Genomic DNA, 26,124 nt, shown 5'->3' with positions numbered 1-26,124 from the left:
CTTTTTTGAATTCGATTGAGTATCTTCAACCTGCCGTAGATTCTGTCTTAGAAGCTGGTAAAATCGTATTAGAAATTTATCATTCTGATTTTAAGGTCAAGGATAAAGGAAAAAACGATCCAGTAACTGAAGCGGATCTAAAAGCGAGTTCTCATATCTCGGAAAGTTTACGTTTTTTGAATATTCCGATTCTTTCTGAAGAGGATTCTGAAAAAAAGGACGTTTCCAAATTACAAACCGTTTGGATTTTGGATCCCATAGACGGAACCAGAGAATTTGTACATAAAAATCCGGAGTTTGCGATCAGTCTCGGGCTATCCGTTTTTGGAAGAGCAATTTTAGGAGTGGTTTTTAACCCGGTTACTTTAGAGTTGATCTACGGAGCGGAAGATTTAGGAGTAGTTTATCAAAAGTTAGAAAAAATACCAGATTCTTTTTCGGTTAAACTCCAGAACTTTACAAAAATATTAAGTGATTTCAAACCTATTCAGAAAGTTCTTATTTCTAGAACCGAAGAAAAGGAAGGTCTTTTTTCTTCTTCTATGGTTCCTTTGGGTTGGGAATTTGTGGCAATGGGCTCTATTGCGTATAAGCTCGGTTTGGTGGCGGCGGGAAAAGCGGCTCTTTCTATTTCTTTAAAACCAAAAAATGATTGGGACATTTGTGCGGGAATTGCACTTATAAATTCCTCGGGAGGTTCCGATTTGGAAATTAGAACTGGTAAACCTTATAAATTTCAAACTTCAAATGGAAGAGGAGAGGGGCTTATCGCGGGACATACTCATTCACTTACACAGGTTTGGGAAGATTCTAAATCGTATTTTCAATCCGGTTTACGAGATTGGAGTTGACGATGTATTTTGTCATTTGATTTTTTTTGTTTTCTTAAAGATCCTTAAAATATTTGTTAATCATTTTTATATATGAGAAAAATAGAATATTCAAAAAAAACAATTTCTAAAATTAAAATCGGTGTAGACGCAAGACCTTTTTCCACGTCCGTTTCCGGAGTAGGTAAAATGATCCATAGCGCTTTGTTGGATTTGGGAAATGATTCTAGTTTTGAGTTTTATCTTTTTTCTCATAAGGATTTACATCCTAGTTATTCTAATCTTCTAAATCTTCCTGGAATCCGTTTTATCAAAGGAGAAGGTTTTTTTTCCAAAAAGGGAGGACTTTATTTTGCTATTGCTCTTCCACTTCAACTTAGAAAAATCAAATTAGATTTATTTTGGGGAACTCAGCAGGTCCTACCTCCTTTTCTTTCTAAAAAGACTGCGACTGTTTTAACATACAATGATATAGTAGCGTATCGTTTTCCAGACACGATGAGAACTATAGCTCGAATTCAACAAAAATTCTATCTTTCCCGTTCTATCAAACGAGCAGATAAATTACTTCCTATTTCGGAATCGACTCGAAATGAAATTGCTAAATTTTTTCATATACCATTGGAGAAGATGCAGGTGGTTTATCCAGGTATTGAACTTTCAGAATTTAAAAGTTTGTTTAAAGAAAAACCAGGAGAAAGGGTGGATTTATTGCCAAAAAAATTTTTTCTTTCGGTTTCCACCATCGAACCTAGAAAAAATTACCGATTTTTATATAACTCATATATTGAATATTCAAAAAATATAAAATATAATCAAAGGTTTTCTTGGGTAATTGGTGGAAAAGCCGGTTGGGAAGATCCAGCCTTTATTGAAACCTTGAGAAGTTCCGAAAGTAAAGCCGCTGGAATTATTTGGATTGAAAGCCCGACTAACGTTGAGCTGGCCCACATGTATAAAAAGTGTTCATTATTCTTATTTTCTTCTTTGTATGAAGGATTTGGAATTCCTCTTTTAGAAGCATTGAGTCTTGAAAAACCTGCAATCGTAACTGATCTTTCAGTGTTTAGAGAGATTGGAGGAAATAAAATTCGATATTTGGAATTAGAAGAAAATCTATGGACTTCGGCGCTTTTGGATTTTTCCAAAAAACCATATTCTGGAAAAAAAGTGGACATTCGAAAATTTTATCGAAGCGCAGCTGTAAAGACGATTTCGGGTCAAATCCGAGAAGTTTTAAGTTTGAAGAAGGATCTGTCTTAAATTCGTTTGGTCAAAATTTGAGAATAATAATTTTGATTTTTTAATGAATGTGAGAACTCCTACAAAATCAGAAAGTCATAACCTTATCCATAGTTGAAGAGGATTTTAGAATTAGAGGGATCAAAAACGCACATTTTTCAAGTACTCCGACAGAATAAGTCTTTTTATTTACAAAAATTATATTTTCTTGATAGAGAAAAGTCTCTCAAACCTTTTCACCCACCACCCAACATTAGGAAAAATTAATGTACCACTCTCTCAAACTCAGCGTCTCGCTTCTATTGGCGCTCGACAGATCACGTTGCAGGGTGTAAGTCTTCCTTGATAAGGTATAACTTGTGAAATTAATTTTAAATTTTTAAAATGAACTTAGAACCATTTTTTCCAACCCGAAAGTCTAGTCAATGTACCCGAGAATTCCAAGCCGACCTTAGAATCGATTTGAAGATGAATTCTTTCCAAATCCAGAGGTTGGAGTCTTACTGAAAATCCTTCTTCTCCGTTTTGAAAACGAAAAAAATCCGGAAAAAATTCCAGTTTGTTTCTTTTCTTTCCATTTGTATCTGTAGAATTTAAAGGAACCAAAAAAGATTTTGAATTTTTTTTTCCTTCGAGAAAGACGATTAGTTGTTCTTCTTTCCATTCTAACTTTGCTTTACAATCCGTTTCCGATAAATAAGGTTCTTTTTGTGCGGGTATAGAAATGATTCCGGAGCCGACAAATCGATCTTTTTTGAGATAGGACAGAAATTCTTCAAGACCCGAAAAATAATTATAAAAAACAGGATTCACTGGAGTGATTCCCAATTTTTGCGAATAGATTTTGCTGAAAAGATTTTTTCCTTTTGCTTTCTATTCGTTTTTTTGAATAAGATGAAATCATGTGGAATTTGCGTTTAATTTTTTTATTTGTTTTTTTTCTGCTATTTTCTTGTAATCTTTCCAAGGAAGAATCCATTCTTTATCAGCTTTCCCTTTACGATTTGGATAGACATTCTGTTTCTTTAAAAGAAAACAAAGGAAAGGTTTTACTTTTAGATATTTGGGCTTCTTGGTGTGAGCCTTGTAAAGATGCGGTTCCCGTTTTGGAAAAACTTTCTAAAGACTTAAATGGAAAAAATGGGATTCTTTTAGGAATTAATACAGAACCTGAACTTTCCAAAGAAGAGCATTTAAAAGCGGCTAAAGAATTTGGAATGACTTATCCGTTCTTTGTAGATCGGGATTTTACTTTGATCAATCAATATAATGTGGAAGGTCAACCTGCTTTAATTGTCTTTAGTCAGTCTGGAACTCTTCTTAAAATTCAATATGGCATTCGGGAAAAAGATTATCCTAAACTCAGAGCTAGTTTTTCAAATTGGTTTTCTGCGCCTTAACTGTATAAAATGAATGATTTCACAAAACAACGATTTTGCGTAGAAATTTGATTTGAGAATGAAACTGTAAAATTAAAATTTGTAATAGTTCCCACATAGAAAGAATTCATTTTTAAAACGGATCGTTTATGCTGAAATGTGAAAAACTTCTAGATTCAAAAAAAGAGTCACTTGAGATGTCCCGTTTGTAAACAATACGCAGATAAAATACTTTTATTGATTTTGAATTTGTATATTATATAACAATTCGAATAAAAAGAGAACCTTCTCAAAAGCATTTTGAAAAAAAAGGTTTATTTCTTAGGTTCCCTATTTACCTTTGAATCCTTGCCGACAAAGATCTTTGTCGGAATTCCTAAGTTTTAATAATGAAAGATACCAGGAGTTAAATGAAGTTTGATGGCGGAAAACTTAGCGCAGCTATTTCGTGAATCCGTGGAAAAATACAGAGATTTACCTGCTTTTTTTTCCAAGGATTCTAAAAAAAATTATTATCCAACAACTTATGGTCAACTGTACGAGCAGGGAATTCAACTTGCGGAAGCCTTGATTGAATTGGGTGTTCAACAGAAACAAAAAGTTGGTTTGTTAGCAGACAATCGGATCGAATGGATCATCGCTGACTATGGCGTGATTCTTACGGGTGCGGCCAATGTTCCTCGTGGAACCGACATTACAGATTCTGAAATCGTTTATATTCTCAATCATTCGGAAGTAGAAGTTGTTTTTATCGAAAACGATAAAATGTTAGAAAAATTTAACAGAAACAAGTCTCAACTTACAAACGTAAAAACGTTGATTATGATGGATCCTGCGAGTAATTCTCCTGGAGTCTTGAAAATGCAGGAGTTAGTTGAAAGGGGAAAAACGCTTCGTGCTGGTGGATCTAAAAAGGCGGAAGAAAGAATCGCTGCAATTCATCCTGAGGATCTTTTTACGTTAATCTATACTTCCGGAACGACCGGGCTTCCCAAAGGAGTTATGCTCAAACATTCCAATATGATGCACCAGGTAAACTACGTAAGTCCTATGTTGGATATTAAAGCGGGAGCTCGTTTACTATCGATTCTTCCAATTTGGCACGTGTTTGAAAGGGTAGTAGAGTATGTTTGTATTGGTTTAGGAGCGGCTACGTATTACACAAATGTAAGGGATCTTCGTCAGGATTTGGCTACAGTAAAACCTACTTTTATGGGTTCCGCCCCAAGACTTTGGGAAAATATCTATAACGGAATTTATACAAGAATCAACGATCCGGCCCAAACTCCAGCGCTTCGCAGAGGTCTTTTTAAACTTGCTTATTTCTTTTCCAGAAAGAAAAATCAAGCGCTTCGTTTTTTAAAAGGAATCGAAGTGGATTATACAGGAAGAAATCCGATCGCATCTTTCTTTTACGGAATTCTAATGTTCTTTCAGTTTTTACTAACAGGGCCATTTACTCTAACAGTTCTGGCGAGTGCGTTAGGCGCTTATTTTGCTGGAACCGAATTGTATTTCTTGACGTCACCTCTTTACATCGTCTCTGGTTTGGCGCTTGTTTTAAATAGTTTTACCTTGGATAAAATCGTTCTTGCTAAGATCAGAGCAGCGACTGGCGGGCAATTGAAAGCTTCCATTTCTGGAGGAGGGGCGCTTCCAAGACACGTAGATGAATTTTTCGGAAATATCGGAATCAATGTGTTGGAAGGTTATGGAATGACTGAAACTTCCCCAGTGATTTCTGTAAGAACCTTTGAGAAGCTTATTATCGGCTCGGTGGGTGTGATCGTTCCTAAAACGAAACTTCAAATCCGTAACGATAACAATGCAGTTTTAACCGAAATAGACGAAAGTGGAAATATCGCTCAAGGTAAAATGGGACTAAAAGGAGTAGTTTTTATCAAGGGCCCTCAAGTTATGAAGGGTTATTTTAAAAATGAAGAAGCCACTTCCAAAGCGATTACAGACGGTTGGATGAACACCGGGGATATGGGTATGATCAATTTCAAAAAGACCCTGACTCTTACCGGTCGTGCAAAAGACACTGTAGTACTTCTAGGAGGAGAAAACGTAGAACCGGTTCCTATCGAAAATAAACTTCAGGAATCCACATACATTAGTCAGTGTATGGTGATTGGCCAGGATCAAAAGAATTTAGGAGCAATTGTAGTTCCAGATTTCGAAAAACTTCAGGAGTGGGCTAAGGAAAACGGGATCAACGAAACTAACAACGAGAAGTTGATCGAAAATCCAAAAATTTACGATCTTTACAGAAAAGAAATCAAAGCTTTAAACAATACTAAAAATGGATTTAAATCTTTCGAACAAGTGACTCCTTTCATTTTGATTTCTAAACCTTTTGAAGTTGGAGACGAACTCAACAATATGATGAAGATGAAACGTCATGTGATCACCGAAAAATACAACGATAAGATTAAAAAAATCTATTCTACAAATCAAGATTAGAATTTTCTAATTTTTCATTTCCTTTTGAAAGCCGGCCTTTGGTCGGCTTTTTTATTTCTTGGGAGAATTTGTCATCGGACCGATAAAATTTGTATGACCGGCAAACAAGAAACCCAAAAGCATTCTGTATTTTCGCCTTCCGGACACGGAGATTTATATGCTCTCGACAATCTATATCTTTCCCCTTTGAGAGAGAACGAGGTTTGGGATTTTTCCAAATTGATTCAATTTTCGCCATTCAATTTGGGTTTTTTTTGTATGAGGGCCGCGTTATCAGTTCGTTGTGAGCAAAAGATTATTGCACAAGGATTCAGCCCAGGATTTGTTCTAGGACTTTCCAAAATCGATGAATTTGAACATTTAAATTTATTTCAAACCAAGGGTTTCATTCCGAAAGTTTTCGGAAAAGAATTTCCGATGAAAATAAATTCTATAATTCATCCAATTTTAAATCCAGTCCTTGCTACGTATGAAAAGATGTTATTTGAAGAATGGAATCCGCAAGCGTTTGCCTTAGAAGGTCATTTTGAGAATCGAGAAATTTTAATCGCGGGGGTTGTTCTTCCGGAAGAAGAAAAAAATCTTCCAAAACTTTTAAAACATCTGATACAACTTCTTTCTGGAAAGGCTGGAAAATTTTACTTAAGAACTGGGAAACATTCTTATCTATGTTTAAAAAAAGAAAAAGAAAGTTTGGGACCGGTTTTTTTTCAAGGGAAGGAAAGAATTTGGGATTCTTTTGTGTTTTTGATGTTAGAAATTGAAAAGTTTTAACTCAAGTGTTTGCTAAAAAGGAACGCTTCGATACTTTCATAATTTTCTTGTTCGGAAAGTTCTAAAATCTTTTTTACCAAGATTCCAGCCTGATGTAATGAAATCGTTCGAATGATCTTTCGAATCGGATTTAAAAAAGGAATCGAAACCGAAAGTTCACGGATACCGATCCCAACTAAAAAAATAGTAAAATCAGTATCCGACGCGAGTTCTCCGCAGAGACTAAGAGGTTTATCGTAATCTCTCGAAACTTCCACGATTCGAATCAAAGCTCTTAAAAAAGAGATATGATACGGATTGTATAGAGAAGAAACGTGAATATTGTTTCTGTCAACCGCCATGATGTATTGAAGTAAATCGTTTGTTCCTACGGAAAAAAAATCGGCTTCTCTTGCAATTAGATCTAAGGCTGCAACTGCTGCAGGGGTTTCAATCATGGCACCGATTTTAATTTTTTTATTGTACCTTTCTTTTTTTGAGTTCAACTTACGTTTGCATTCTTCTAAAAGTTTTCGTGTGCGGGTAATTTCTACAGGACCGGTAATCATAGGTAGTAATATACTTACATTTCCAAAAGCAGATGCTCGCAAAATCGCCGTTAGTTGTTCAGAATACCATTCTGGGTTGGATAAAGAATATCTTATTCCTCGATTTCCTAAAAAAGGATTTTCTTCCAGTTCTCCCGTTGAAAATTTATCGGCTCCAATGTCAAACGTACGGATAATTACAGGTTTATCTTGCATTCCTTCCGCAATTGCTTTATAAGCAAGGAACTGCTCTTCTCCGGAAACGTTACTATCCTGATATTTTAAAAATAAAGACTCACTCCTAAAAAGTCCTACACCTTCTGCACCAGACTTGATTGCTTGCTCACAATCTAATTCTGTTTCTAAATTACATTTGATTCTAACTCTAATTCCGTCTTTGGTTACAGCTCTTATTTTTTTGGTTTCGTTTTCTTCTGTGGGATAAGAAGAAGAAAACCCGTAGTATTTTACTTCTTCAAGGGTAGGAAAACGAATTACGTTTCCAGATTCTGCGTCTAAAAATATGAATTCGTTATCTTTGATGTGAGAGGAAAAATCTTTCAGCCCTACGATCGTAGGGATTCCATAGTTCCTGGCTAAAATTGCCATGTGCCCGGTTTTTCCACCTAAATCGGTTGCGATTCCACGGATCCGAGTTTTATCCATGAGAATCATTTGAGAAGGTGTAAGTTCTCTTGCGACTAAGATCAAATCTTCCTTTAAACCGGATAGAAAAGAATCTTCCTCTTTTTTACCTGCGATAAATTCAATCAATCGATTAGAAACGTCTTGAAAATGATCTACTCTTTCTCGGAAGAATTCATTTTCCATGGCTTTGAATTTTTCAGAAATTTCATGAGTGACGTTTTGAACCGCTAAGATTGCATTTTCTCCAAGTTCTAAGATTCTTTTTCGAACTGAGGTTGCAAGACTAGGATCCGAACAAATCATAGCCTGTGTTTCTAAGATTTCTTGAATTTCTTTTTGATCCGGTCCGGAAGTTTCCAGAGAGGTAATCAAAATTCTTAAACTATGAAGACTTTCTTCTAAAGCGACAGAGAACTTTTCTACTTCAGTTTCTTTTTCAGACTCGTGAACGTAGGTTCCTGTAAGAATGGTATTTCTTCTTTTTCCGGTTTTTAAGACCTTACCGTATAGTTTCCCCGGAAAGGCTGTGATTCCTGGAAAAACTGTACGTTTGGAAGGGATCATTCTAAAACGAGTTTCAAACTCAACTACAGAATTCACCAAAAGACGAATCTGACAATTCTTTTCTGAGTCAGAAATAGAATGAATAAAAAAGACTTAGATTCGATGAAATATTGGAGTGACTAGATTACAACGTTTAAACAACGACCGCTTTTCTTTTGAATAATGGTATTCTACGGCTTTTGTATTTGCTGATTTCGTCTCCGGTAACATTGCTCATTACCAATTTAGCCATAGAAATATCCAATGCGTGTCCCGCTTTAGAAGCTAAATAATGTCCTATAATCGGACGGCCTGCGATGGAAATATCTCCAAAAAGGTCCAGGATTTTATGACGAACACATTCATTTTCAAAACGGAGTTGTTGGTTTAAATAACCGTCTTGTGTTAGTACAATTGCGTTGTCTAAAGAACCACCCATGGCAAGTCCTCTGGCTTGGAGCGCTTCTACGTCTTTTAAAAAACCAAAGGTTCTTGCAGGTAGGATCTCCTGTTTGATTTTTTCTCTATCTAAAGAAACCGTGATACTTTGTCCTTTGAGTAGAGGATGATTAAAGTCTATCGTATAGGTTACTTTAAGTTCATCGCTTGGAAGCAAAACCAGATATTTGTCTCCATCTACGACCCAAAGAGGACTTTGGATATAAATAGGTTCTACGATTTCGGGGTATTCTATGACTCCTGCCGATTCAAGTGCTTGTAGAAAGGGAAGGGAGGAACCGTCCATGATTGGAACTTCTACTGCGTCTATTTCCAGAATTAAATCTGTCAAACCAAGTGCATAAACCGCAGCTAAAAGGTGTTCTACGGTTTGGATTTTATGGATTCCATCTCCTAATGTGGTAGCGTTGCTGGTATCTACTACATTACTGAGTTCGGCCGAAATGGATGCTTTTTCTAAACCTTTTCGATATTCAAAAATGATTCCTGTTCCAGACGGAGCGGGATGGGCGATTAGATTGACTTCTTTGCCGGAATGAAGCCCGATTCCTTTGATTCTAACTGTATCTTGTATTGATCTTCTATATAGAATTTCTTTCATAGTTTTAAATTCTCGATTTCCAATAATGTTCCATCTAAAAGACGGCCTATTTAGGATTCGAAGTTCGTTTTTAACCCTGTTTTTAGAGAGAAAATCGAAACTCTCAATTTACTATTAAGCAAACTCTATGCCAAACGATCTATGAAAATTGGTTTTTTTAGGTGTTTCTACTCATTGATTTGGGCCCAATCAGACATAATTCAGGTCCCATCTATTTTATTCTGTCTCATTTTTACAACTGTGTAGCTCAAGGGCCACAGGTTATAGTCTCATTGCATTGATCTGGATTTTATCAAACTAAACCGAGATTTAAATAAGTTTATGGGTTTTTAAAGATAGAAATTATTCTTCCAAAGTATAAACCTCAAATTGTGAGTTCCCACATTTTCAGAAATGAATCTGTAAAATCTTGAAATTGTGAGAGTTTCCCATTTTACCAAGGAAGTTCTTCTCCATTCTGATGAAAAAACTTTCCTGAGTTGTGCAAGTTCAAGGATTCAATTCGTTTGATTAAACCTTCAACGCTTTCGGTTGTAGAGATTCCTTGTTCGCCGCTCATCCGAGTGGCCACCATTCCAGGATGAAAGATTCCAATCGAAATTCCTCGAGGACTTAAATCTTTAGCTAAACTGACTGCGATTGCGTTCAGTGCTGCTTTGGAAGCACGGTATCCATAATAAGATCCGGAGCTATTGTCTGCAATCGAACCCATTCTACTCGTTAAGAAAATTAACTTTGCATTTTGTTTCAAAGAAGAAAGCAAAACTTTGACTACTTTCAGAGGTCCTAAAGCGTTTACTAAAAATTGAGTGAAAACGTTTTCTTCGTCTAAGCTTTGTAAGTTGTCCGGGATTAATATTCCTGCATTATTTATAAGTATATCTATCTTTGTATCTAAAAGTTTAGAAGGTAAATCCTGGATCGAGTTGGAATTTAAAACGTCCATACCTTCGATGATGCGTGTCGGTTTTAAGTGGATTAGATCAGAGGAAGATTTTCTACACAAAGCAAAAACTTGATCTCCTTGAGAAAGAAATTGTTTAGTAAGTTCCAAACCAATTCCTCGATTAGAGCCAGTAATTAAAACGTTTCTTTGAGTCATATTCTAAACTTAACAATATGGATTTGTTCTAAAAGTACTTTTCGATTGACGTTTAACTTAATTTATTTACATTACTGCTTCTATGAATTACGAGATCATTCACAAACCTTCGTATTCTTTTTTAAAAGTAAAACTATCACCGGGTCAAACTATCAAAGCAGAAGCAGGTGCTATGGTTTATATGACTCCTGGAATCGATGTCGAAACAAAGATGGGGAGTGGTTTTTTATCTGCAATCTCTAGAAGATTTTTTGGTGGGGAATCTTTTTTCTTTAATGTTTTCAAAGCTACTGTGACGGGAGGAGAAATTGGACTGGCTCCTGAACTTCCAGGTGATTTGGTCGGAGTGGATCTTACAGATACTGGACTCATTGTAGAATCAGGTGCGTATCTTGCATCGGATGAAACGATTTCGATAAAACCTATGTTCGGAGGAATCCGTTCCTTTTTAGGTGGGGAAGGAATTTTTCTTTTAGAAGCAATTGGAAATGGAAAATTATTCTTAAACGCATATGGTGGAATTATACCGATAGACGTTCAAGGATCTTATACGATAGACACGGGGCATATAGTTGCATTCGATAAAAGTCTTCAGTATAAAATTGCAAAGGCGGGAGGAAGTTGGAAGTCCACTCTTTTTGGAGGAGAAGGGTTGGTTATGGAATTTACCGGTCATGGAAGAGTTTTGATCCAAACAAGGGTTCCTTCCGGATTTTTATCTTGGCTTACAGCTCTTCTTCCTAATTAATAAAAAGGAATATTATGAATATTGAAATTATTAGTAAACCGTCCTATAGTTTTGCAAAGGTTCTTTTAAATGGAGGAGAATCCATCAAAGCGGAATCCGGTTCGATGATGTCTATGAGTTCCGGAATTACGATTCAAACTCATAAGGCACAACAAGGTGGTTTTTTTAAAAGTTTAAAAACGGCTTTTTTAGGTGGGGAATCTTTTTGGATGAATACTTTTACTGCTTCTTCAGGAAGTGGAGAAGTATTACTCGCACCAACTCTTCCGGGCGACGTGGAAAGAATTGAATTGTCCGGAACGGTTTATGTTCAATCCAGTTCTTTTCTTGCATCTTCGCCGAACATTGAAATGGATACAAAGTTCCAAGGACTCAAAGGGTTTATCAGCGGAGAATCTTTATTTTTTCTTCGACTTTCCGGAAACGGTCTTCTTTTAATTTCGAGTTATGGCGGAATCGATTTGTTGAATATAGATGGAGAAATGATCGTAGACACCGGACATATCGTAGCCTTCGAAGAAGGTTTAAATTACGAGATGACTAAGTTTGGCGGTTGGAAGTCTTTCTTTTTAGGTGGGGAGGGATTTGTGGCGCGTTTTAAAGGAAAAGGAAAGGTTTGGATTCAGTCTAGAAACGTTCCTTCTTTGGGAAGTTGGTTTAGAAATCAATTACCTCCGATCAAAAGATAAGGGAGAAAAATCTTGAAACACGAAATATTATTAAAACCTGATTTTCCTATCATTCAAGTTCAGTTGAATGACGGAGAATCAATACGCGCTGAATCAGGTGCGATGGTTGCAATGAGCCCCACTGTCAAAATGGTTACAAAAGCGGAAGGTGGAATTTTTGCTTCCGCAAAACGAGCGTTATTGGGTGGTGAATCTTTTTTTCAAAATACGTTTAAATCGGAAGGTGGAACCGGAACCCTTTTTTTGACAAGTTCAACTCAAGGAGATATTGAATACCGCAAAATGAACGGAGAAGATCTGATCCTGAGCCGAGGAGCCTACGTAGCTGGTTCCGAGTCTCTTTCAATTGATAGCAAATGGGGAGGATTTAAAGGTTTTTTTTCCGGGGAAGGTCTGTTCTTTTTAAAAGTTAGCGGAGCTGGGGATTTGTTTTTTTCAAGTTTTGGCGCAATTCATACAATCGACGTAAACGGACAGTATGTAGTGGACACCGGACATATTGTAGGGTTTGAAGGAACTTTGGATTATACGATTCAAAAAGTAGGAGGACTAAAGTCTCTTTTTCTCAGTGGAGAAGGTTTAGTAGCGGTGTTTTCCGGAAGTGGCAAATTATACATTCAATCTAGAAATCAAAATTCATTTGTGGCTTGGGCCAATCAATGGAGAAGAGTGGAAAAGTCCTCTTCTTCTGATTGATTTTCTTCATCTAAGAGCAAGACCATCCAATGTGGGAACTGCTACGAAAATTGAATAACATTAGAACTGCTTAAAGTTCGCAAATTGCCAAATGCGATTTAATTTGTAGGAACTACTGCATTTTATTAAAAATTTTTAAAGAATAATCGCGTAAAATTCTTTGAGATTTTGGTACAAGTCTAAATAAAAAATGTGAGATTTTTTATTTTTAATAGAGTTGTTGAAAAATTCAAATTAACAAAACTTTTTTAGTCGGCTGTTTCCATGAAACAGATGGAGAATGAATTTTCAATAATTCTAATGTTTAGAAAATTCTTTTATTCTTAAATTTGAAAGTAAATTTGCAGTCGTTACTGTAGATCTCATTTTTAAATTTATTCCGATTCCTTTGAACTATTTTCTTTAGTTAAGTCTTTTCTCATTTTCTTACATTTAACTAACGTAGGTTCATGGAGAAAATGAGAAAGGGTTTTTCAAAAATGTGAAATTCTGCAATTTTAGAATTAGTTCGTAAAATTGCAATTTGTGATAGTTCCCACAAATTAAGTCACATTATAAATTTTAAAACATTTATTTTTTGTATGAGTTTCCACATTTTAGGAATTGATCTATAAAATCCAAATCCAACTTTTTCAGAAAAATAAATTCCTTACACCAAACTCACGTTAACTATATTAAGCAATTACCTGAAAATCGATTTTAGATTTAGCAACTCCGTTGATATGTATTTCCAAAACGTGCTTTCCAGGAATGTGAACTCTAGTTGTCATTTGTTTAAACGATTGTTTTTTTTGATAAGAAGCGGATTCGTTAGGTTGAAAAAGTCGTTCTTCTATTTGAAAAACTTTTTTGGAAGTTTTTCCGGAAATTTTTGCGTATTGAATTTTATATTCGATCCTAAGACGGATTTGTTTTGATTGTTCTGATCGGACAGTAAAACTGAAAGAAAGGTCTTTTCCGATTTTGACAATTTTAGATTTTAATTTTAGATTTGAAATTTTTACTTTTACGTCGGAATTAAATTCAAAAATTGCAAGGGCTTTTGAATTTCCAGATTTTAAAAGACCGCGTAACGCGTGTTTTAAAAGTAAATCTCTTTCTTTCGAAAATCCTATCCATCTTTGTGCGATTTTTAAAACTAAATCTGGATGATCTTTAGAAATATCGTTTAAATGATTTGCTACACTTCTTCGCACAACTTCATCTTTGTCGTCTTTTAAGTTCTCCAATATCGGAAATGTTTTTTCAGGAGTTTGTTTTAAACCTGGAATTCCCATTCCCCAGGGTAGTCTTGGTCTACTTCCTTCTGAGGACAATCTACGAACGCCCGGATGTTCATGAGAGGACCACTCCAACATTTGTTTCCAAGTGAGTTCTGGATGTCGGATTAAAAAAGGACGAATCGAAAATTCGCAAGAGACTAATTTCGTAATTCTTTCTATTACTTGCATTGATTCTTTGGGGTAATCGATCCCAAGTATTTCAACTACGTCCCCCAAAAAAATTGTAAGAAAAACTTCCTTTCCCTCAAAAGACTTTTCAAGAGAATCCGTAATTTTAAGAAGACTTTTGGAAAATGGTTTCGGTAATACTTCCGCTAAAACTTCTCCGATTCTTCGAATCCTTTGTTTTAGTTCGAGTTGTTTCCAATCGTTTTGTTTAAATTTTTGAATCCATTCCCTTTCGGAAACGGAAGGAATTTCTTGTGAAAAAGAAATTGCAATTCTTTCTAACACATTTTTTGAATATAAATCTTTGAGTAAATCAGGCATAAAAAAGATTCAGAAAATTTTAAAAATCCGTTCTTAGTAGATAAAGCCGATATAGAATATTCAAATTTATGAATGCTTTTGAGTTTAGGATTTGTTCTAGGATCTAATCTTAAATTTGGAACAGGCTCGTATGTTTTTAATTTCTACCTGGATAGCCGATTACGTCCATAAAAGCAGAAACGGAAAATACCGCTTTTCCGGGACCTGGTTCGCCGTAACCTGGAGGAACTGGTAAATTATATTTTTCGAATGTAGTCTTCCATACGGTCAAAAGTTCGCAAAAATATTCTAAAGGAGGGCCTGCTTGTGTTCCTAACGTTGTATATGGTTCGGGGCACCAAGCTGTAAATCGAGGCATGATACCTTTGGACATAAAAAAATCCAAACCTTCGCCTGTAGAGGTGATTGCCTCCGCAACAGTTGAAAATCCATACGGTTTAGAAAGTTCTACTCCACCTACAAAGTTTGGAATCACGTAAGAAGGACCAAACACTTCTGCAGAATCTACAACTCTGCGAATCCAATTGTCTCTTCCAATATAAGCTTCCTTACCAGGACATATCTTTTGAAATAAATTTTTGTCCCAAACTTCGTAGTTAGGATGATAGACTTGGATTCCTGCATCTTTAAATTTTTTACAGTCTTCTATTTCCCAAGCTTGAGAAACAATTTTACCCATCCATCTGCCCGGAAATTTAGATTCGATCGCTTGTGCATAATCTAGATAAAAATCAATTTCATTTTTTTTCTTTAAGGAAGTAATCACACTTCCACCGGTAATTGTATAAACTTTTGCTGTATCATCTTCCGAATCAATCCAAGATAAAACTTCTAAAATATCTTCTATATCTTTAACACCTGTATAAGGGCGCCCGGCATTTTTTTGCTGACGATAGTTATGATTAATGTCACAGTAAGCACATTCTTCTTCCTTACCAAAATACTGACAGTTTCTAAAAACCGTAAGATAAATTAAATAACCCCATTCGATTACAGGTGCAATTTCTCCCGGGATTTTTCCGTTTTTAGTTTTATGACGATACCAAGCAGGAAGAGGAGGAAATTCCAAATCTCCTAAAAAAGTTTCTCCAAGATAAAGAGCCGGTTTGCCATCTGAAGATTTTTTTACTTTGTAAGGAGAATTTAGATTATTCCGAGTTGAGATGACTGTAGGAAGCAGATCAAAATGACCACCAGAAACTTTGATCTCTTCGGGAGCTTTTACTTCTCCCAGTTCGGAAAGAGGAATATGATCAAAAGAGAATATAAAATAATCTTTGGTTTTATAAGGATCGGTTATTTCAAAAACTTCTTTGAGAAAATGAATTCCTTGTCTAAGAATATCTTGTTTAACAATTGCTTCGATCGGAATGGATTTATATTTTTTTTCCATTTCTTCTAAAAGCGAAATAGTAGAAACTTGGCGAACTGAATTTGTAACTTCCATCTCGATTCGACATTTTCCCTGAAGATACTGAAATGACACGCAGTTTTTTAGGAGCTTTATCACTGATCTCTATAAAATTAAGCGTTTTCAGCTTTTATCCCAAAAACCATTTTAGAATAAAAGATTAGGTATTTTTGTTGTATAGTTCTGAACCGTTTCCACATGTCTATTTCGTTTGAGCAAAACTGGATATTTTGACTACTATATTTAGTGGTGAGTTGTGGGTTTTCTTCAAAAGGCAATCATTTAGATGAATTCCTATGATATAACGCGAGCAAGGGCGTAAGAGATTTGTTTTATAAAAAACCTGATTTTTCCGTAAGAAATAAATGTAACTCCCCGGCTCGAACCACAAAAAATAAATTTAAAAATTTATGATGCGACTTAATTTTTAGGAGCTCTCACAAATTTATAATTTAAACGTAGGCTCGTGATAATAATAAAAGAATGCTAAAAAATTATAGATCCTTCGATATAACGGTTTCTGTGAAAGCTCACATTCACACTTTTTATTAAAACTTTAAAACCCGCGAAATGAAGACTAATTTTCTAAATTCAAATTGACTCATTTGTAGAAAAATACGCGAATCAATATCATGTTTCAGATGGGTGATTCTTTTCTTTCTGATTTTTTTAGAATTGATTCTTCTAAATTTTTTCTCTCAAAATGGAAGTTCCGATCGATCTTGTTGTCGTTACTGTTTAAATTTTTTTACAATCTTGAAAATTTTATAACTCGTTTTATCCGATTGGGTTTCTGTTTCAAAATGTTTTTAACGATTCTTTTATTCTGGGTTGTTTCTATTTTTACGTTTGATTCTTCATTGATCGCAAAGAATAAACAATTTAAAGGAAATATCGTAAAAACGAAAATCGGATACGTTCTGGTTGCAGATGGATTTCAGGAACCAACGGATATCCAATTTTTTCCGGGAGATTCAAAACGAATGATCGTTTTGGAAAAAAGAGGAAAGTTGATAGAGATTGATTTAACTACAAAGATCAAAACTCTTAGAGCCGATTTTACGGGCCAGATAGAAACTCGTTCTGAAGAAGGACTTTTAGGTCTTGCGTTTTCTCCGGATTTTCAAACGGATTCTAAGTTTTTTGTAAATGTAATCGTAAAAGAAGGAGGTAAAGATTATTCTAAAATTTTAGAATTTGAATGGAAAGATCATTTAGTTCAAAAAATTGAACATTCAAAAAGAATAATATTAAAGTTGGAACAACCCTATTCGAATCATAACGGAGGACAACTCGCGTTTGGTCCAGATCGAAAACTGTACGTAGGTTTTGGAGACGGAGGAGGGGCAAACGATCCGTATAAAAACGGACAAAATCCAGGTACATTTTTAGGTAAATTATTACGAATTCTTCCTAATCCACACGACTCAGGAGCTGCTTATAAAGTTCCGGAGGACAATCCATTTGTACATCGTCCCGGTTTTTTACCCGAAATTTGGAGTTATGGTTTTCGAAATCCTTGGAGATTTTCTTTCGATAAACTTACCGGTGAACTGTATTTAGCCGATGTAGGACAAAACGAATTTGAAGAAATCGATCTGATTCAAAAGGGAGGTAATTATGGTTGGAACATTCGAGAAGGGTTTCATTGTTTTAAAAACAACCCAGATTGTATAGAAAATTCTTTAATCGATCCAATTCATGAATATTCTAGAGAGGAAGGTCAATCGATTACGGGTGGTTATGTGTACAGAGGAAAGGAAATACCAAAACTTGTAGGTTTCTATCTATACGGAGATTTTGTAACCGGTAAAATCTGGGCTTTAAAACAAAAAAACGGTAAAAAAATTTCTAATGAATTGGTTATGCAGATTCCGTTTCAAATCAGTACTTTTGGTCAAGATATATCCGGAGAGGTATATTTTACCGACTTTGGTTCAGGAAATATCTTTCGTATAATAAAAAAAAATTGAAAGATTTGCGAAAAATGATTCTATTGCTTGTTGAGAAACAATAGATAGAGGCTGCCCCACCGCAGTTCTGTTATCAATCCAATCTTAAGGAAAATGGGTATGAAGAAGTTCTTAATCGTTTTCTCAAGCGTATTGACCACTAGTTTTCTCGTGTTTAACGCTTGTAAGAAACCTACCGAAAGTTCCAAGGCAGCTGCTACTAGTAAAGGAAATAGTCCTTCCGCCGTTGTTGTATTCAGCGTAGGAGAAGCTAAAATTCTTCACGCGGATTTAACCGAAGAAAAAGCTGCTTTAGGCGCGAGTTTAAAAACTGGGGATAAAGTTAGTACAAAACAAAAGTCTAAAATTGACATCCAATTTGCGGATGGATCTGCAATTCGAATTTCCGAAAATTCGGTTATCGACTTTGACGCGCTTTCCATCAATTCCCACGGCAATTCAGATACAAGACTTGCACTTGTTTCTGGAAAAGTTTTTGCAAAAGTTAACAAGGCTTCGAAAGAAGATCAGTTTTCGGTGGTTACTCCAACTGCCATCGCTGGTGTGAGGGGAACTTCCTTTATCGTAGACAGATCTAAATCAGACAAAGCAGTTGTGAAAGTTTTAGACGGAGCAGTGGCAGTGGCTCCACGTGTTGTGGTTTTAGAAGGATTGAGCGATGAAGAAATTGCAAAGAATGACGAACTGAAAAAGATCCAGCAAACCGTTGCTTCTTCAGAGATCGTTTTGGAGAAAAACCAAGCTTCCGTAGTAAAGGCGGATGAAAAATCTTTGGATGTAAAAGATACTTCTAAGATCAGTGAAAAGAACATTACCAGCGTTGTGAAAAAATTGGATAATTCTGGGATTTCTAAGAAGGAAGAAGAAGAAATTCGTACGATTGTAACCGTAGATAAGGATACTACGGAAAAGATGGTTCGACTGAATGAAGAATCTTCAGGAAAAGTTGACGAACAAAAAGCCGCCGCCTTAGAAGCTGAGAGAAAAAAATTAGAAAGTGAAGTAGCAGCTCGTCAAGAAGAAGAGGCTAAGAAATTCAAACAAGTATTGATCTCTGCTCCCAAAGAACTGAAGTCCAGCAAAGATATCGTAAACTATTACGAAAGAATCGAAAAGATTATTATGATGGATGGATCTTCTATGATCGGTGCTATTGTAGATCAACAAGGATCAACAATGATCGTTCATACAGAACAAGGAATCAAAAAGATCAATCAAGCTGATGTTCAAGAAGTAATTTATGACTTCCAAACAAAAGCTAAATTCTGATAACAGAGACTGAAATTTACTCTGGTGGAAAAAACTCGGGTTGAAAAACTCGAGTTTTTCTTTGTACATTAGAGTGGTTAAAAAATGAGTCTCTATCAGTTTCCATTTCATGGAAACTATCGATTGAAGTAGTTTTGTTGATCTGAGCTAACTCTATTCTAAAATTTGCTGGAATGAATCCTTTTTGAAGTATTACCAAAAACTTCCGCTGTTTGCGTATTTTTTGTCCACTTGCAATTTTTTGAATCGTTCTTTCTTCTCAAAAATATCATACAATAAAATTGAACGAAAATTCTCTTTGATTTTATAGAGCTGATTCGTTATTCCAGAACTACATCATAAAGTGCTCATAAATAGTTTACACTTTCGCAATGTGGATTCAACATAAGAAAAATTGGAGAGAATCTGGTATTGCCGAGGCGTGTTTTTTAGTTCCAGTGAATGAATTGTATGAAAGAAACGTAATGCAATATTTCGTCTTTGTTTCAATTTAATTGGTTAGTTTTTGCATTGGATTACATTAAATTTACGTTAGACTACGTTTTATAATAAGCGTTTAGATATTCAATTTTATGAGAATGTAATAGTGAAATGTATCATCTATTCATTTTAATCAAAAAAGAAAGATTAATTTTTTAGTAATTCTATTATAAAAATGAAACTCAACTTTTAAACTTCGAATCTCTGGTTCCAGAGAAAATCAATTGATTCTAGAATTTCTTCCATATCGATAAGCATAACTTTTTTTTGCCAATAAAGGATCATTTTATTTTTTCCAAATCGATTGATTTCTGCCCAATGAGCTTTCAAATCTGGAATCAAATTGATTGTTTTTTCTAAAAGTTCTTTAATTTCAGATCTGCTGATTTGAGTTTCTCTGTTAGAAAGAAATCGAATTATGGAATGATAAATAAGTTTTTTAATTTCTTCGGAAGGTGGGCCTAAGTGAGAACTTTCTATTGGTTCCATGGAATTTGCTCGTCCGCGTGATAAGAACTTCTTACAAGGGGTCCCGAAAAAACTCCCTTAAAGCCGATGGACTTTCCGTATATTCGTAAATCTTTAAATACTTGGGGAGCTATGTATTCTTTTACGGGAAGATGGGTTGGGGTCGGTTGTAAATACTGTCCCAGTGTCAAAAGGGAAACTCCGACACTTGCAAGATCTTGCATGCATTCTTTTACTTCTTTTAAAGTTTCTCCCATACCCAAAATCAAACCACTTTTTGTCAAAAAACCTTTTTGGGAAGCAATTCTCAAAACGTCTAAAGAACGTTCGTATCTTTTTTGAGGAGCTACTTCCGGAAAAAGTCTTTTTACAGTTTCTAAGTTATGATTGAATACGTCTGGATTACATTCGAAGATGATTTCTAAAGCTTCTTGTTTTACCTTCAGATCTGGAATCAAAAGTTCTATCTTACAATCTGGAAGTACTTTACGAATCTCTTTTACTGTTTTTGCAAAATGAGTTGCACCTCCGTCTTCAAGATCGTCCCTATTGACTGCGGTAATAACTACGTGTTTGAGACCTAAAGCGATCGAAGATTCTGCCACTCTTTTAGGTTCTTCTGGATCAAGAGGAAAAGGTTTTCCAGAAGCTACATCACAATACGAACAACGTCTTGTACAAATATCTCCACCTAACATATAAGTTGCCGTTTTTCTGGACCAACAGTGATTTAGGTTTGGACACGAAGCACTTTCGCAAACCGTATTGAGTTTTTTTTCTTTTAGAGAATCTCTTACAATTGCGACCGAGTTATTTTTTGGATCGGGGAAACTAAGTTTTACCTTGAGCCAATCCGGTTTTTCAGGAGCATTTTGAAAAGAATGAGTACGAGGTTTTTTTTTAAGAGGATTCATACATTCAATACTTTTTGCCTGGTAAACGGCAAAGTCTTTGCTTCTATCCTTAAATATTTGTAAAACCGGTCAACGAAAGTTTTAGGTAGAAGATTTTTTGAATCTTTCTGAAATGGAAGAATATATGCGGCATTTAGAGATTCGATTGAATCGTTTTCTTGCGGATTGTGGTCTTGGTTCTCGTAGAAAAACGGAGGAACTGATTCAAAAGGGTTTGATAGAGATCAACGGCAAACGAGTGACAAATTTGGGAACCAAGATCGATCCTGAAACGGACGTGGTTTCTTATTTAGGAGATGTAGTAAAACCGATTGTAGAACCTAAAAAGATTCTAATTTTTAATAAGCCTATCGGGTATCTTTGTTCTCATGCAGATCGTTTTCACGAAAAAACGATTTTTTCCATTTTGCCTTCTACTTATAAAAATTTTAAAATTGCAGGACGTCTAGATCTCAATTCGAGAGGACTTTTGATCTTAACCAACGACGGTGAATTGGCCCAAAAGATTACACATCCTTCCAACGGTTCAGAAAAAGAATATCTCGTGACTTTAAAATACGACCCGGGAGAAACGTTGATTCAAGCCGCTTTTCAAAAAGGGATTTTGGATGCAGGGGAAATTCTACATGCAAAGATGGTTAAACTAGTCCCCGGAAAAAAATGTATGTATCGAGTAATTCTTGAGGAAGGAAAAAAAAGACAGATCAGAAGGATGTTTCACTGTCTTAGGGCGAGTGTGGTCGATCTTCAAAGAATTCGAATTGGTCGACTAGAATTAGAAAAATTTAATTTGGAAGAAGGGCAATATCTTCTGACCGAAACTGGAATTTGGAAATGAACTTTATCAGCATTGAATTTCTTTTATTTTTTTTAGTGTTTTATCTGATCTACTGGAATATTCCAGAAATGGGTAGAAAGTATCTTTTGATCCTTGGGTCTGCATTTTTTTATTCCATATTCAGTTTAAATTTTTTATTTCATCTTACTTTAGTCGTTCTAATGAATTGGTGTTTGTACAGATTTTTTTATGAAAAATTTTGGTACGTAAAATCTGTCGTTATATTCAATCTTTTGAATTTAGGTTTATTCAAATATTTTTATCTACTTATGGAGTTTATAGGTTTTGTATTTTCGATTCCGTTGTTTCAAGAAAAAACGTCCCTGGATTCTAAATTTTCTGCCTTGTTGAATTTAACAGGATTCGAAGTGATTCTTCCGGCAACGATCAGTTATTACACGTTTCAATTGATTTCTTTTGCGGTGGATTCTAAACGGGAAGGTTTTGATAGAAAGGTTTCTATAACCGGATTTTTTTCTTTTATCTTTTTCTTTCCGGTGATGATTGCAGGACCGATTCTAAGATTTGATCAAGTTAGAAAACAATTTGAAAATCCTACAATGACTTCTTCTAAATTGATAGACGGTTTATGGCTTTTTTTAAGAGGCCTGGTTAAAAAAGGACTGTTATCGGCTGCGATTCTTCCTTTGATTGCGCCTGCATTTTTATCTCCAAAAGACTATTCAGGGGTTGCACTTTTACTGACTTGTTTTCTTTTTGCGGCTAATCTTTACTTTGACTTTTCGGGACTTACTGATATGGCGCGAGGAATCGGAAAGTTGATTGGATTTGAATTACCCGAAAACTTTAAGGCGCCATTTTTCTTTCAAAATTTTGGAGACTTATGGCGTAGATGGCATTTAACGTTTTCTCTTTGGATACGGGATTATATTTATATTCCGTTAGGTGGATCTAGAAAAGGCGAATTTAGAACCTCAATTAACTTAATCGTAACGTTTATGTTAGGCGGACTTTGGCACGGAGCTAATTTAAATTTTTTAATTTGGGGTTTACTCACAGGGATTTATCTTTCTTTAGAAAGATTGTTTGAGGTTCGAAACTGGAAGGTATTTCCAGAAATTCCGTATGTAAAGCCGGTTTTACGTTATCTATTTGTGCTTTTAGTATATTCCATTTCTTGGACTTTCTTTTTTACTCCGAATTTTAATTCTGCAATTTCTTCTATTGTAAGAATTTTGACGTTCCAAAAAGGACAATCTTTAACTGGACTTGAAACCGGAATGTATATGCTGTTTTTCTTATTTTTCTTTCATGTTTCAGAGGAATGGCCAGAAAAATATTCGGTTCCAGAAAAATGGAAGGCTGGACTTTTACCGATTTTAGGACTTTTGATCCTTTTTATTATGGTTGGAATGAATGCAGGGAATGCAGACTTTTTTTACTCTAGATTTTAACGGATTCTAATTGATGAAAAAAATTTATATCTATTATCCCATTTTATTTCTTGGGTTTGTGTTTTGTTTAGATAAAGTATTTACTCTCGAATATTTTCGAAAAAATTTTATTCAAGCTGGAAATACAGTCTATTATACTCAAAGAAAATCGCTTTTTGAAAAGTTGATTTTGGATAAAGATTTAGAAGGTAAATCTTTGGCGCTTGCTTTTGGAGATTCTAGGGCTTATCCATATTCCTCTATGGGAATCGAACAGAAATTGCAAAAAGATTGGGTGTTGTATAATTTTTCGGGTCCTCAAGCGGTTCCGGCTTATGGTCTTTATTGGTTTGAGAAAATTATCAAACAGGGCCTAAAACCTAAATTAGTATTTTATGTAGTGAGTCCGGAAGGTTTTGACGATACCAAGGGAATTTTTTACGATCCGTTTTTAAAATACGGAGCGGACGACGAATTTTTACTTAAGTATATGGATCAGATTCCGTTTGAAGATCGTAAGAAGTTGTTTTTAGATCGTCTTTTTGCTGTTAGGCGAATTAATCCGGATCTAAAACTTTTTATAAAAAGATTTCAGGAGAAAAAACTTTCTGAATACAATTCTGCATTTAACACTGATTATATGGTATTGAATTTAAAACGCGGGGAACAATTTGCTTATACTACTTTTGTAAACGATCCTGATCGTTTGGAAAAAGACGCGGCGAGAATCCGAAATTTATATCTTTCTACGTTTATTCTTGGATCGACCCAGTTCTTTTTTGTGGAACAATTTTTGAAACTGGCAAAAGAAAATGATGTAAAAGTTTATCTCATTTGGCCAAAGGTTTATGAAACGTATCGAAAACGTTATTATGAATTAGAAATGGAAAAAATCTGGTGGCCTAAAATTGAAAATCTTGCAAAACGTTATTCAGCCGTTCCTGTGGATCTAAATACACAAACTTCTTGTAATTTATTTTACGATGCGTCCCATCAATCGATTATGTGTTTTTTAGAATCTATGAAATTGATGATAGACGATTATTACGGTTTTAAAAAAATATTATTACATTAAATTTTGATTTCTGTGTTTGCACATAAAAAATTTTATTACTTTAAATTAATGTAAGTTCGGCTTAAAAAATCCATGATTCATTTTTCTGAAATAAGTTGGATTTAAATTTTACAAATCGATTCCTTATATGTAGGAATTACTGCAAATCATGATTTTACAAAAAATTTTATATAATATGAATTCGATATAATGCGAAAGGGATCGATGAATGAACTAAAGCAAAACTCTCTCCTGAATGCCGATCCTTAGAGAGGCATTCGCTGAGTTTCTCGGGTCGCGTTAACTCAGCAAAACGCTTCCTATGGGTCGCGTTAACTCAGCAAAACGCTTCCTATGGGTCGCGTTAACTCAGCAAAACGCTTCCTATGGGTCGCGTTAACTCAGCAAAACGCTTCCTATGGGTCGCGTTAACTCAGCAAAACGCTTCCTATGGGTCGCGTTAACTCAGCAAAACGCTTCCTATGGGTCGCGTTTTAGGGTCAATAAATTGGAACTAAAGACAAAATTATTGTATTATGTTTCTTTTATTCAATTTATTGACCATAGCTGAGAGCCCGGTCCGGCTGCTTCTGGCAGCCGGATTTGCTCAAGTTTTCTTACGTTATATAAAGTAAATTATTTCGTATAAATTTGTTAAATTTCTTCAAAAGCAAAATCAATTTTTTGCTGCCTAAAATTAAAAGCGATCTGATTTAAGAATTCTTTTCGAATAGAGCGAGTGGAATTTCGAAAAGAAACGATGAGTTGTTGGTCGGTCTGAAGAATTTGTATTTCTGAAAGTTTGTCGTTAGTAAAAAACGTCGTATTGAATTCATTTTGCAGGGACGTTTCTGAAAGTTTATAATTTCCATTTTTCAAAATGAAAGTTTTTAAAATTTGCATCTGCTCCGTTGTAGCCGAGTGAAACAGTTATATTCAATACTCATGATCGGTTCTTTTTTCTTCTTAAAATTCTAAAGTTCGATTTGGGAACTCAGCTTTGGTTTAAAACAAAAATGGATATTGTATTTTGTTTATTAGATAAAAATAACGACCGTAAAATTCGCACGATTTAGAAAATTTTAAAATCGTGCGTTTTGTTTAATTACCACTTTAGTTTTTTAGAATCTTCTAAAAATTTTTCTAATCCGATGTCGGTTAACGGATGTTTGAAAAGTTGTAAAAATGCGGAATGGGGCATAGTCGCGCAGTCGGCTCCTCTAAGAGCGGATTCTTTTAAATGTATTGGACCACGAATGGAGGCAGCTAAAATTCTAGTATCATATCCGTAGTTATCGTAAATTTCTCTGATTTCGGAAATGAGTTCCATTCCATCCCAACTCGTATCGTCTACTCTACCGATAAACGGAGAAATAAAAGTAGCTCCCGCTTTTGCTGCAAGTAAAGCTTGAGGGGCGGAAAAACAAAGGGTTACATTTGTAGGAATATTTCTTTTTGTTAATTCTACGACCGTTTTAAGGCCTTCTGGAATTAAAGGAACCTTGATCACTACGTTTTCAGCGATTTCCACGAGTTCGAGTGCTTCTTTCATCATACCGTCAAATTTTGTAGAAAGCACTTCTGCGCTCACCGGACCGGAAACGATCGAACAAATTTCTTTGATTACTTCTTTAAAACTTCTTCCAGACTTTGCGATCAGAGAAGGGTTGGTGGTAACTCCGTCTACAAGTCCATAAGATGCTATTTCTTTGATTTCATCTACGTTTGCCGTATCTAGATATAATTCCATATATAAGCTCCATAAAAATAGAATGTGCTTATAACATTTGAGGAAAGCTAGGTGGAGTCAATAGAATTATTATACTACAGACAAATTGAGTCTATTT

General features: G+C 35.2%; 23 protein-coding genes. 13 read left to right on the top strand and 10 right to left on the bottom strand.

What is annotated here, in order from left to right:
- Positions 1 to 5 precede the first annotated feature (5 nt).
- Complete coding sequence (locus LEP1GSC059_RS16105; RefSeq protein WP_017213587.1) at positions 6 to 851, top strand: 3'(2'),5'-bisphosphate nucleotidase CysQ; 846 nt, start codon at positions 6 to 8, stop codon at positions 849 to 851.
- 168 nt (positions 852 to 1,019) lie between these two features.
- A complete protein-coding gene (locus LEP1GSC059_RS16100; RefSeq protein WP_337587752.1) occupies positions 1,020 to 2,093 on the top strand; it encodes a glycosyltransferase family 4 protein in 1,074 nt (357 codons plus the stop codon).
- A gap of 369 nt (positions 2,094 to 2,462) precedes the next feature.
- Here LEP1GSC059_RS16100 and LEP1GSC059_RS16095 read toward each other — a convergent pair whose 3' ends face one another.
- Positions 2,463 to 2,885 (bottom strand): hypothetical protein, encoded by a 423-nt coding sequence (locus LEP1GSC059_RS16095; RefSeq protein WP_004428292.1) that lies wholly within the window; start codon positions 2,883 to 2,885, stop codon positions 2,463 to 2,465.
- 89 nt (positions 2,886 to 2,974) lie between these two features.
- Here LEP1GSC059_RS16095 and LEP1GSC059_RS16090 point away from each other — a divergent pair, with 89 nt between their 5' ends.
- The 3 genes from LEP1GSC059_RS16090 (at position 2,975) to LEP1GSC059_RS16080 (ending at position 6,691) form a co-directional block, all read left to right on the top strand.
- Complete coding sequence (locus tag LEP1GSC059_RS16090) at positions 2,975 to 3,472, top strand: TlpA disulfide reductase family protein (protein WP_017213585.1); 498 nt, start codon at positions 2,975 to 2,977, stop codon at positions 3,470 to 3,472.
- Positions 3,473 to 3,871: 399 nt separating this feature from the next.
- Positions 3,872 to 5,917, top strand: a complete 2,046-nt coding sequence (locus LEP1GSC059_RS16085; RefSeq protein WP_036057848.1) for an AMP-dependent synthetase/ligase — start codon at positions 3,872 to 3,874, stop codon at positions 5,915 to 5,917.
- A 93-nt stretch (positions 5,918 to 6,010) separates the two neighbouring features.
- Positions 6,011 to 6,691, top strand: coding sequence for an LIC11631 family protein (locus LEP1GSC059_RS16080; RefSeq protein WP_002176727.1), 681 nt, complete (start codon positions 6,011 to 6,013; stop codon positions 6,689 to 6,691).
- Here the strand turns inward: LEP1GSC059_RS16080 and ptsP are convergent.
- The 3 genes from ptsP to LEP1GSC059_RS16065 all read right to left on the bottom strand — a co-directional run bounded on the left by ptsP (position 6,688) and on the right by LEP1GSC059_RS16065 (position 10,571).
- The gene (gene ptsP, locus LEP1GSC059_RS16075; protein ID WP_051058610.1) at positions 6,688 to 8,430 is read right to left on the bottom strand and encodes a phosphoenolpyruvate--protein phosphotransferase; all 1,743 of its coding nucleotides are present in this window, start codon (positions 8,428 to 8,430) and stop codon (positions 6,688 to 6,690) included. The two genes, LEP1GSC059_RS16080 and ptsP, sit on opposite strands and share 4 nt — an antisense overlap.
- A 133-nt stretch (positions 8,431 to 8,563) precedes the next feature.
- Entirely contained in the window at positions 8,564 to 9,577 is a 1,014-nt protein-coding gene (gene lpxC, locus LEP1GSC059_RS16070) for a UDP-3-O-acyl-N-acetylglucosamine deacetylase (RefSeq protein ID WP_155243460.1), read from the bottom strand.
- A gap of 325 nt (positions 9,578 to 9,902) precedes the next feature.
- Complete coding sequence (locus LEP1GSC059_RS16065) at positions 9,903 to 10,571, bottom strand: SDR family oxidoreductase (protein WP_017213583.1); 669 nt, start codon at positions 10,569 to 10,571, stop codon at positions 9,903 to 9,905.
- An 82-nt stretch (positions 10,572 to 10,653) separates the two neighbouring features.
- Between LEP1GSC059_RS16065 and LEP1GSC059_RS16060 the strand changes: the two genes are divergently transcribed.
- Genes LEP1GSC059_RS16060 through LEP1GSC059_RS16050 form a run of 3 tightly spaced genes read left to right on the top strand, consistent with a single transcriptional unit; the run spans position 10,654 to position 12,704 of the window.
- Positions 10,654 to 11,319: a TIGR00266 family protein gene (locus tag LEP1GSC059_RS16060; protein ID WP_002176668.1), complete on the top strand. Its 666-nt coding sequence runs from the start codon at positions 10,654 to 10,656 to the stop codon at positions 11,317 to 11,319.
- Between the two features lie 14 nt (positions 11,320 to 11,333).
- Positions 11,334 to 12,008 (top strand): TIGR00266 family protein, encoded by a 675-nt coding sequence (locus LEP1GSC059_RS16055; RefSeq protein WP_002176593.1) that lies wholly within the window; start codon positions 11,334 to 11,336, stop codon positions 12,006 to 12,008.
- 12 nt (positions 12,009 to 12,020) lie between these two features.
- Positions 12,021 to 12,704 (top strand): TIGR00266 family protein, encoded by a 684-nt coding sequence (locus LEP1GSC059_RS16050; RefSeq protein WP_002176632.1) that lies wholly within the window; start codon positions 12,021 to 12,023, stop codon positions 12,702 to 12,704.
- A gap of 674 nt (positions 12,705 to 13,378) precedes the next feature.
- Here the strand turns inward: LEP1GSC059_RS16050 and LEP1GSC059_RS16045 are convergent.
- Positions 13,379 to 14,476: a DNA alkylation repair protein gene (locus LEP1GSC059_RS16045; RefSeq protein WP_002176730.1), complete on the bottom strand. Its 1,098-nt coding sequence runs from the start codon at positions 14,474 to 14,476 to the stop codon at positions 13,379 to 13,381.
- 136 nt (positions 14,477 to 14,612) lie between these two features.
- Positions 14,613 to 15,923, bottom strand: a complete 1,311-nt coding sequence (locus tag LEP1GSC059_RS16040; RefSeq protein ID WP_020981071.1) for a radical SAM protein — start codon at positions 15,921 to 15,923, stop codon at positions 14,613 to 14,615.
- Positions 15,924 to 16,519: 596 nt separating this feature from the next.
- On the opposite strand from LEP1GSC059_RS16040, the gene LEP1GSC059_RS16035 reads away from it, so the two are divergent.
- Positions 16,520 to 17,860 (top strand): PQQ-dependent sugar dehydrogenase, encoded by a 1,341-nt coding sequence (locus tag LEP1GSC059_RS16035; RefSeq protein ID WP_020981091.1) that lies wholly within the window; start codon positions 16,520 to 16,522, stop codon positions 17,858 to 17,860.
- Between the two features lie 99 nt (positions 17,861 to 17,959).
- Positions 17,960 to 19,129, top strand: a complete 1,170-nt coding sequence (locus tag LEP1GSC059_RS16030; RefSeq protein ID WP_002176709.1) for a lipoprotein LipL45 — start codon at positions 17,960 to 17,962, stop codon at positions 19,127 to 19,129.
- Between the two features lie 669 nt (positions 19,130 to 19,798).
- On the opposite strand, the gene LEP1GSC059_RS16020 is transcribed toward LEP1GSC059_RS16030, so the two are convergent.
- Positions 19,799 to 20,098, bottom strand: a complete 300-nt coding sequence (locus LEP1GSC059_RS16020; protein WP_002176548.1) for a hypothetical protein — start codon at positions 20,096 to 20,098, stop codon at positions 19,799 to 19,801.
- Entirely contained in the window at positions 20,086 to 20,991 is a 906-nt protein-coding gene (lipA, locus tag LEP1GSC059_RS16015) for a lipoyl synthase (protein WP_002176601.1), read from the bottom strand. Before lipA ends, LEP1GSC059_RS16020 begins: the two co-directional genes overlap by 13 nt.
- Before the next feature lie 97 nt (positions 20,992 to 21,088).
- On the opposite strand from lipA, the gene LEP1GSC059_RS16010 reads away from it, so the two are divergent.
- Genes LEP1GSC059_RS16010 through LEP1GSC059_RS16000 form a run of 3 tightly spaced genes read left to right on the top strand, consistent with a single transcriptional unit; the run spans position 21,089 to position 24,298 of the window.
- A complete protein-coding gene (locus LEP1GSC059_RS16010) occupies positions 21,089 to 21,829 on the top strand; it encodes a pseudouridine synthase (RefSeq protein WP_002176554.1) in 741 nt (246 codons plus the stop codon).
- The gene (locus LEP1GSC059_RS16005) at positions 21,826 to 23,244 is read left to right on the top strand and encodes an MBOAT family O-acyltransferase (protein ID WP_020981067.1); all 1,419 of its coding nucleotides are present in this window, start codon (positions 21,826 to 21,828) and stop codon (positions 23,242 to 23,244) included. Before LEP1GSC059_RS16010 ends, LEP1GSC059_RS16005 begins: the two co-directional genes overlap by 4 nt.
- Positions 23,245 to 23,257: 13 nt before the next feature.
- Positions 23,258 to 24,298: a DUF1574 domain-containing protein gene (locus LEP1GSC059_RS16000; protein ID WP_020981100.1), complete on the top strand. Its 1,041-nt coding sequence runs from the start codon at positions 23,258 to 23,260 to the stop codon at positions 24,296 to 24,298.
- 633 nt (positions 24,299 to 24,931) lie between these two features.
- On the opposite strand, the gene LEP1GSC059_RS15995 is transcribed toward LEP1GSC059_RS16000, so the two are convergent.
- Positions 24,932 to 25,180, bottom strand: a complete 249-nt coding sequence (locus tag LEP1GSC059_RS15995) for a hypothetical protein (protein WP_017213576.1) — start codon at positions 25,178 to 25,180, stop codon at positions 24,932 to 24,934.
- A gap of 202 nt (positions 25,181 to 25,382) precedes the next feature.
- Positions 25,383 to 26,027, bottom strand: coding sequence for a fructose-6-phosphate aldolase (gene fsa, locus LEP1GSC059_RS15990; RefSeq protein ID WP_000424879.1), 645 nt, complete (start codon positions 26,025 to 26,027; stop codon positions 25,383 to 25,385).
- Positions 26,028 to 26,124 lie beyond the last annotated feature (97 nt).

The organism is Leptospira noguchii serovar Panama str. CZ214 (assembly GCF_000306255.2).
Lineage (GTDB): Bacteria > Spirochaetota > Leptospiria > Leptospirales > Leptospiraceae > Leptospira > Leptospira noguchii.
This window is presented reverse-complemented; position numbering and strand designations above follow the sequence as displayed.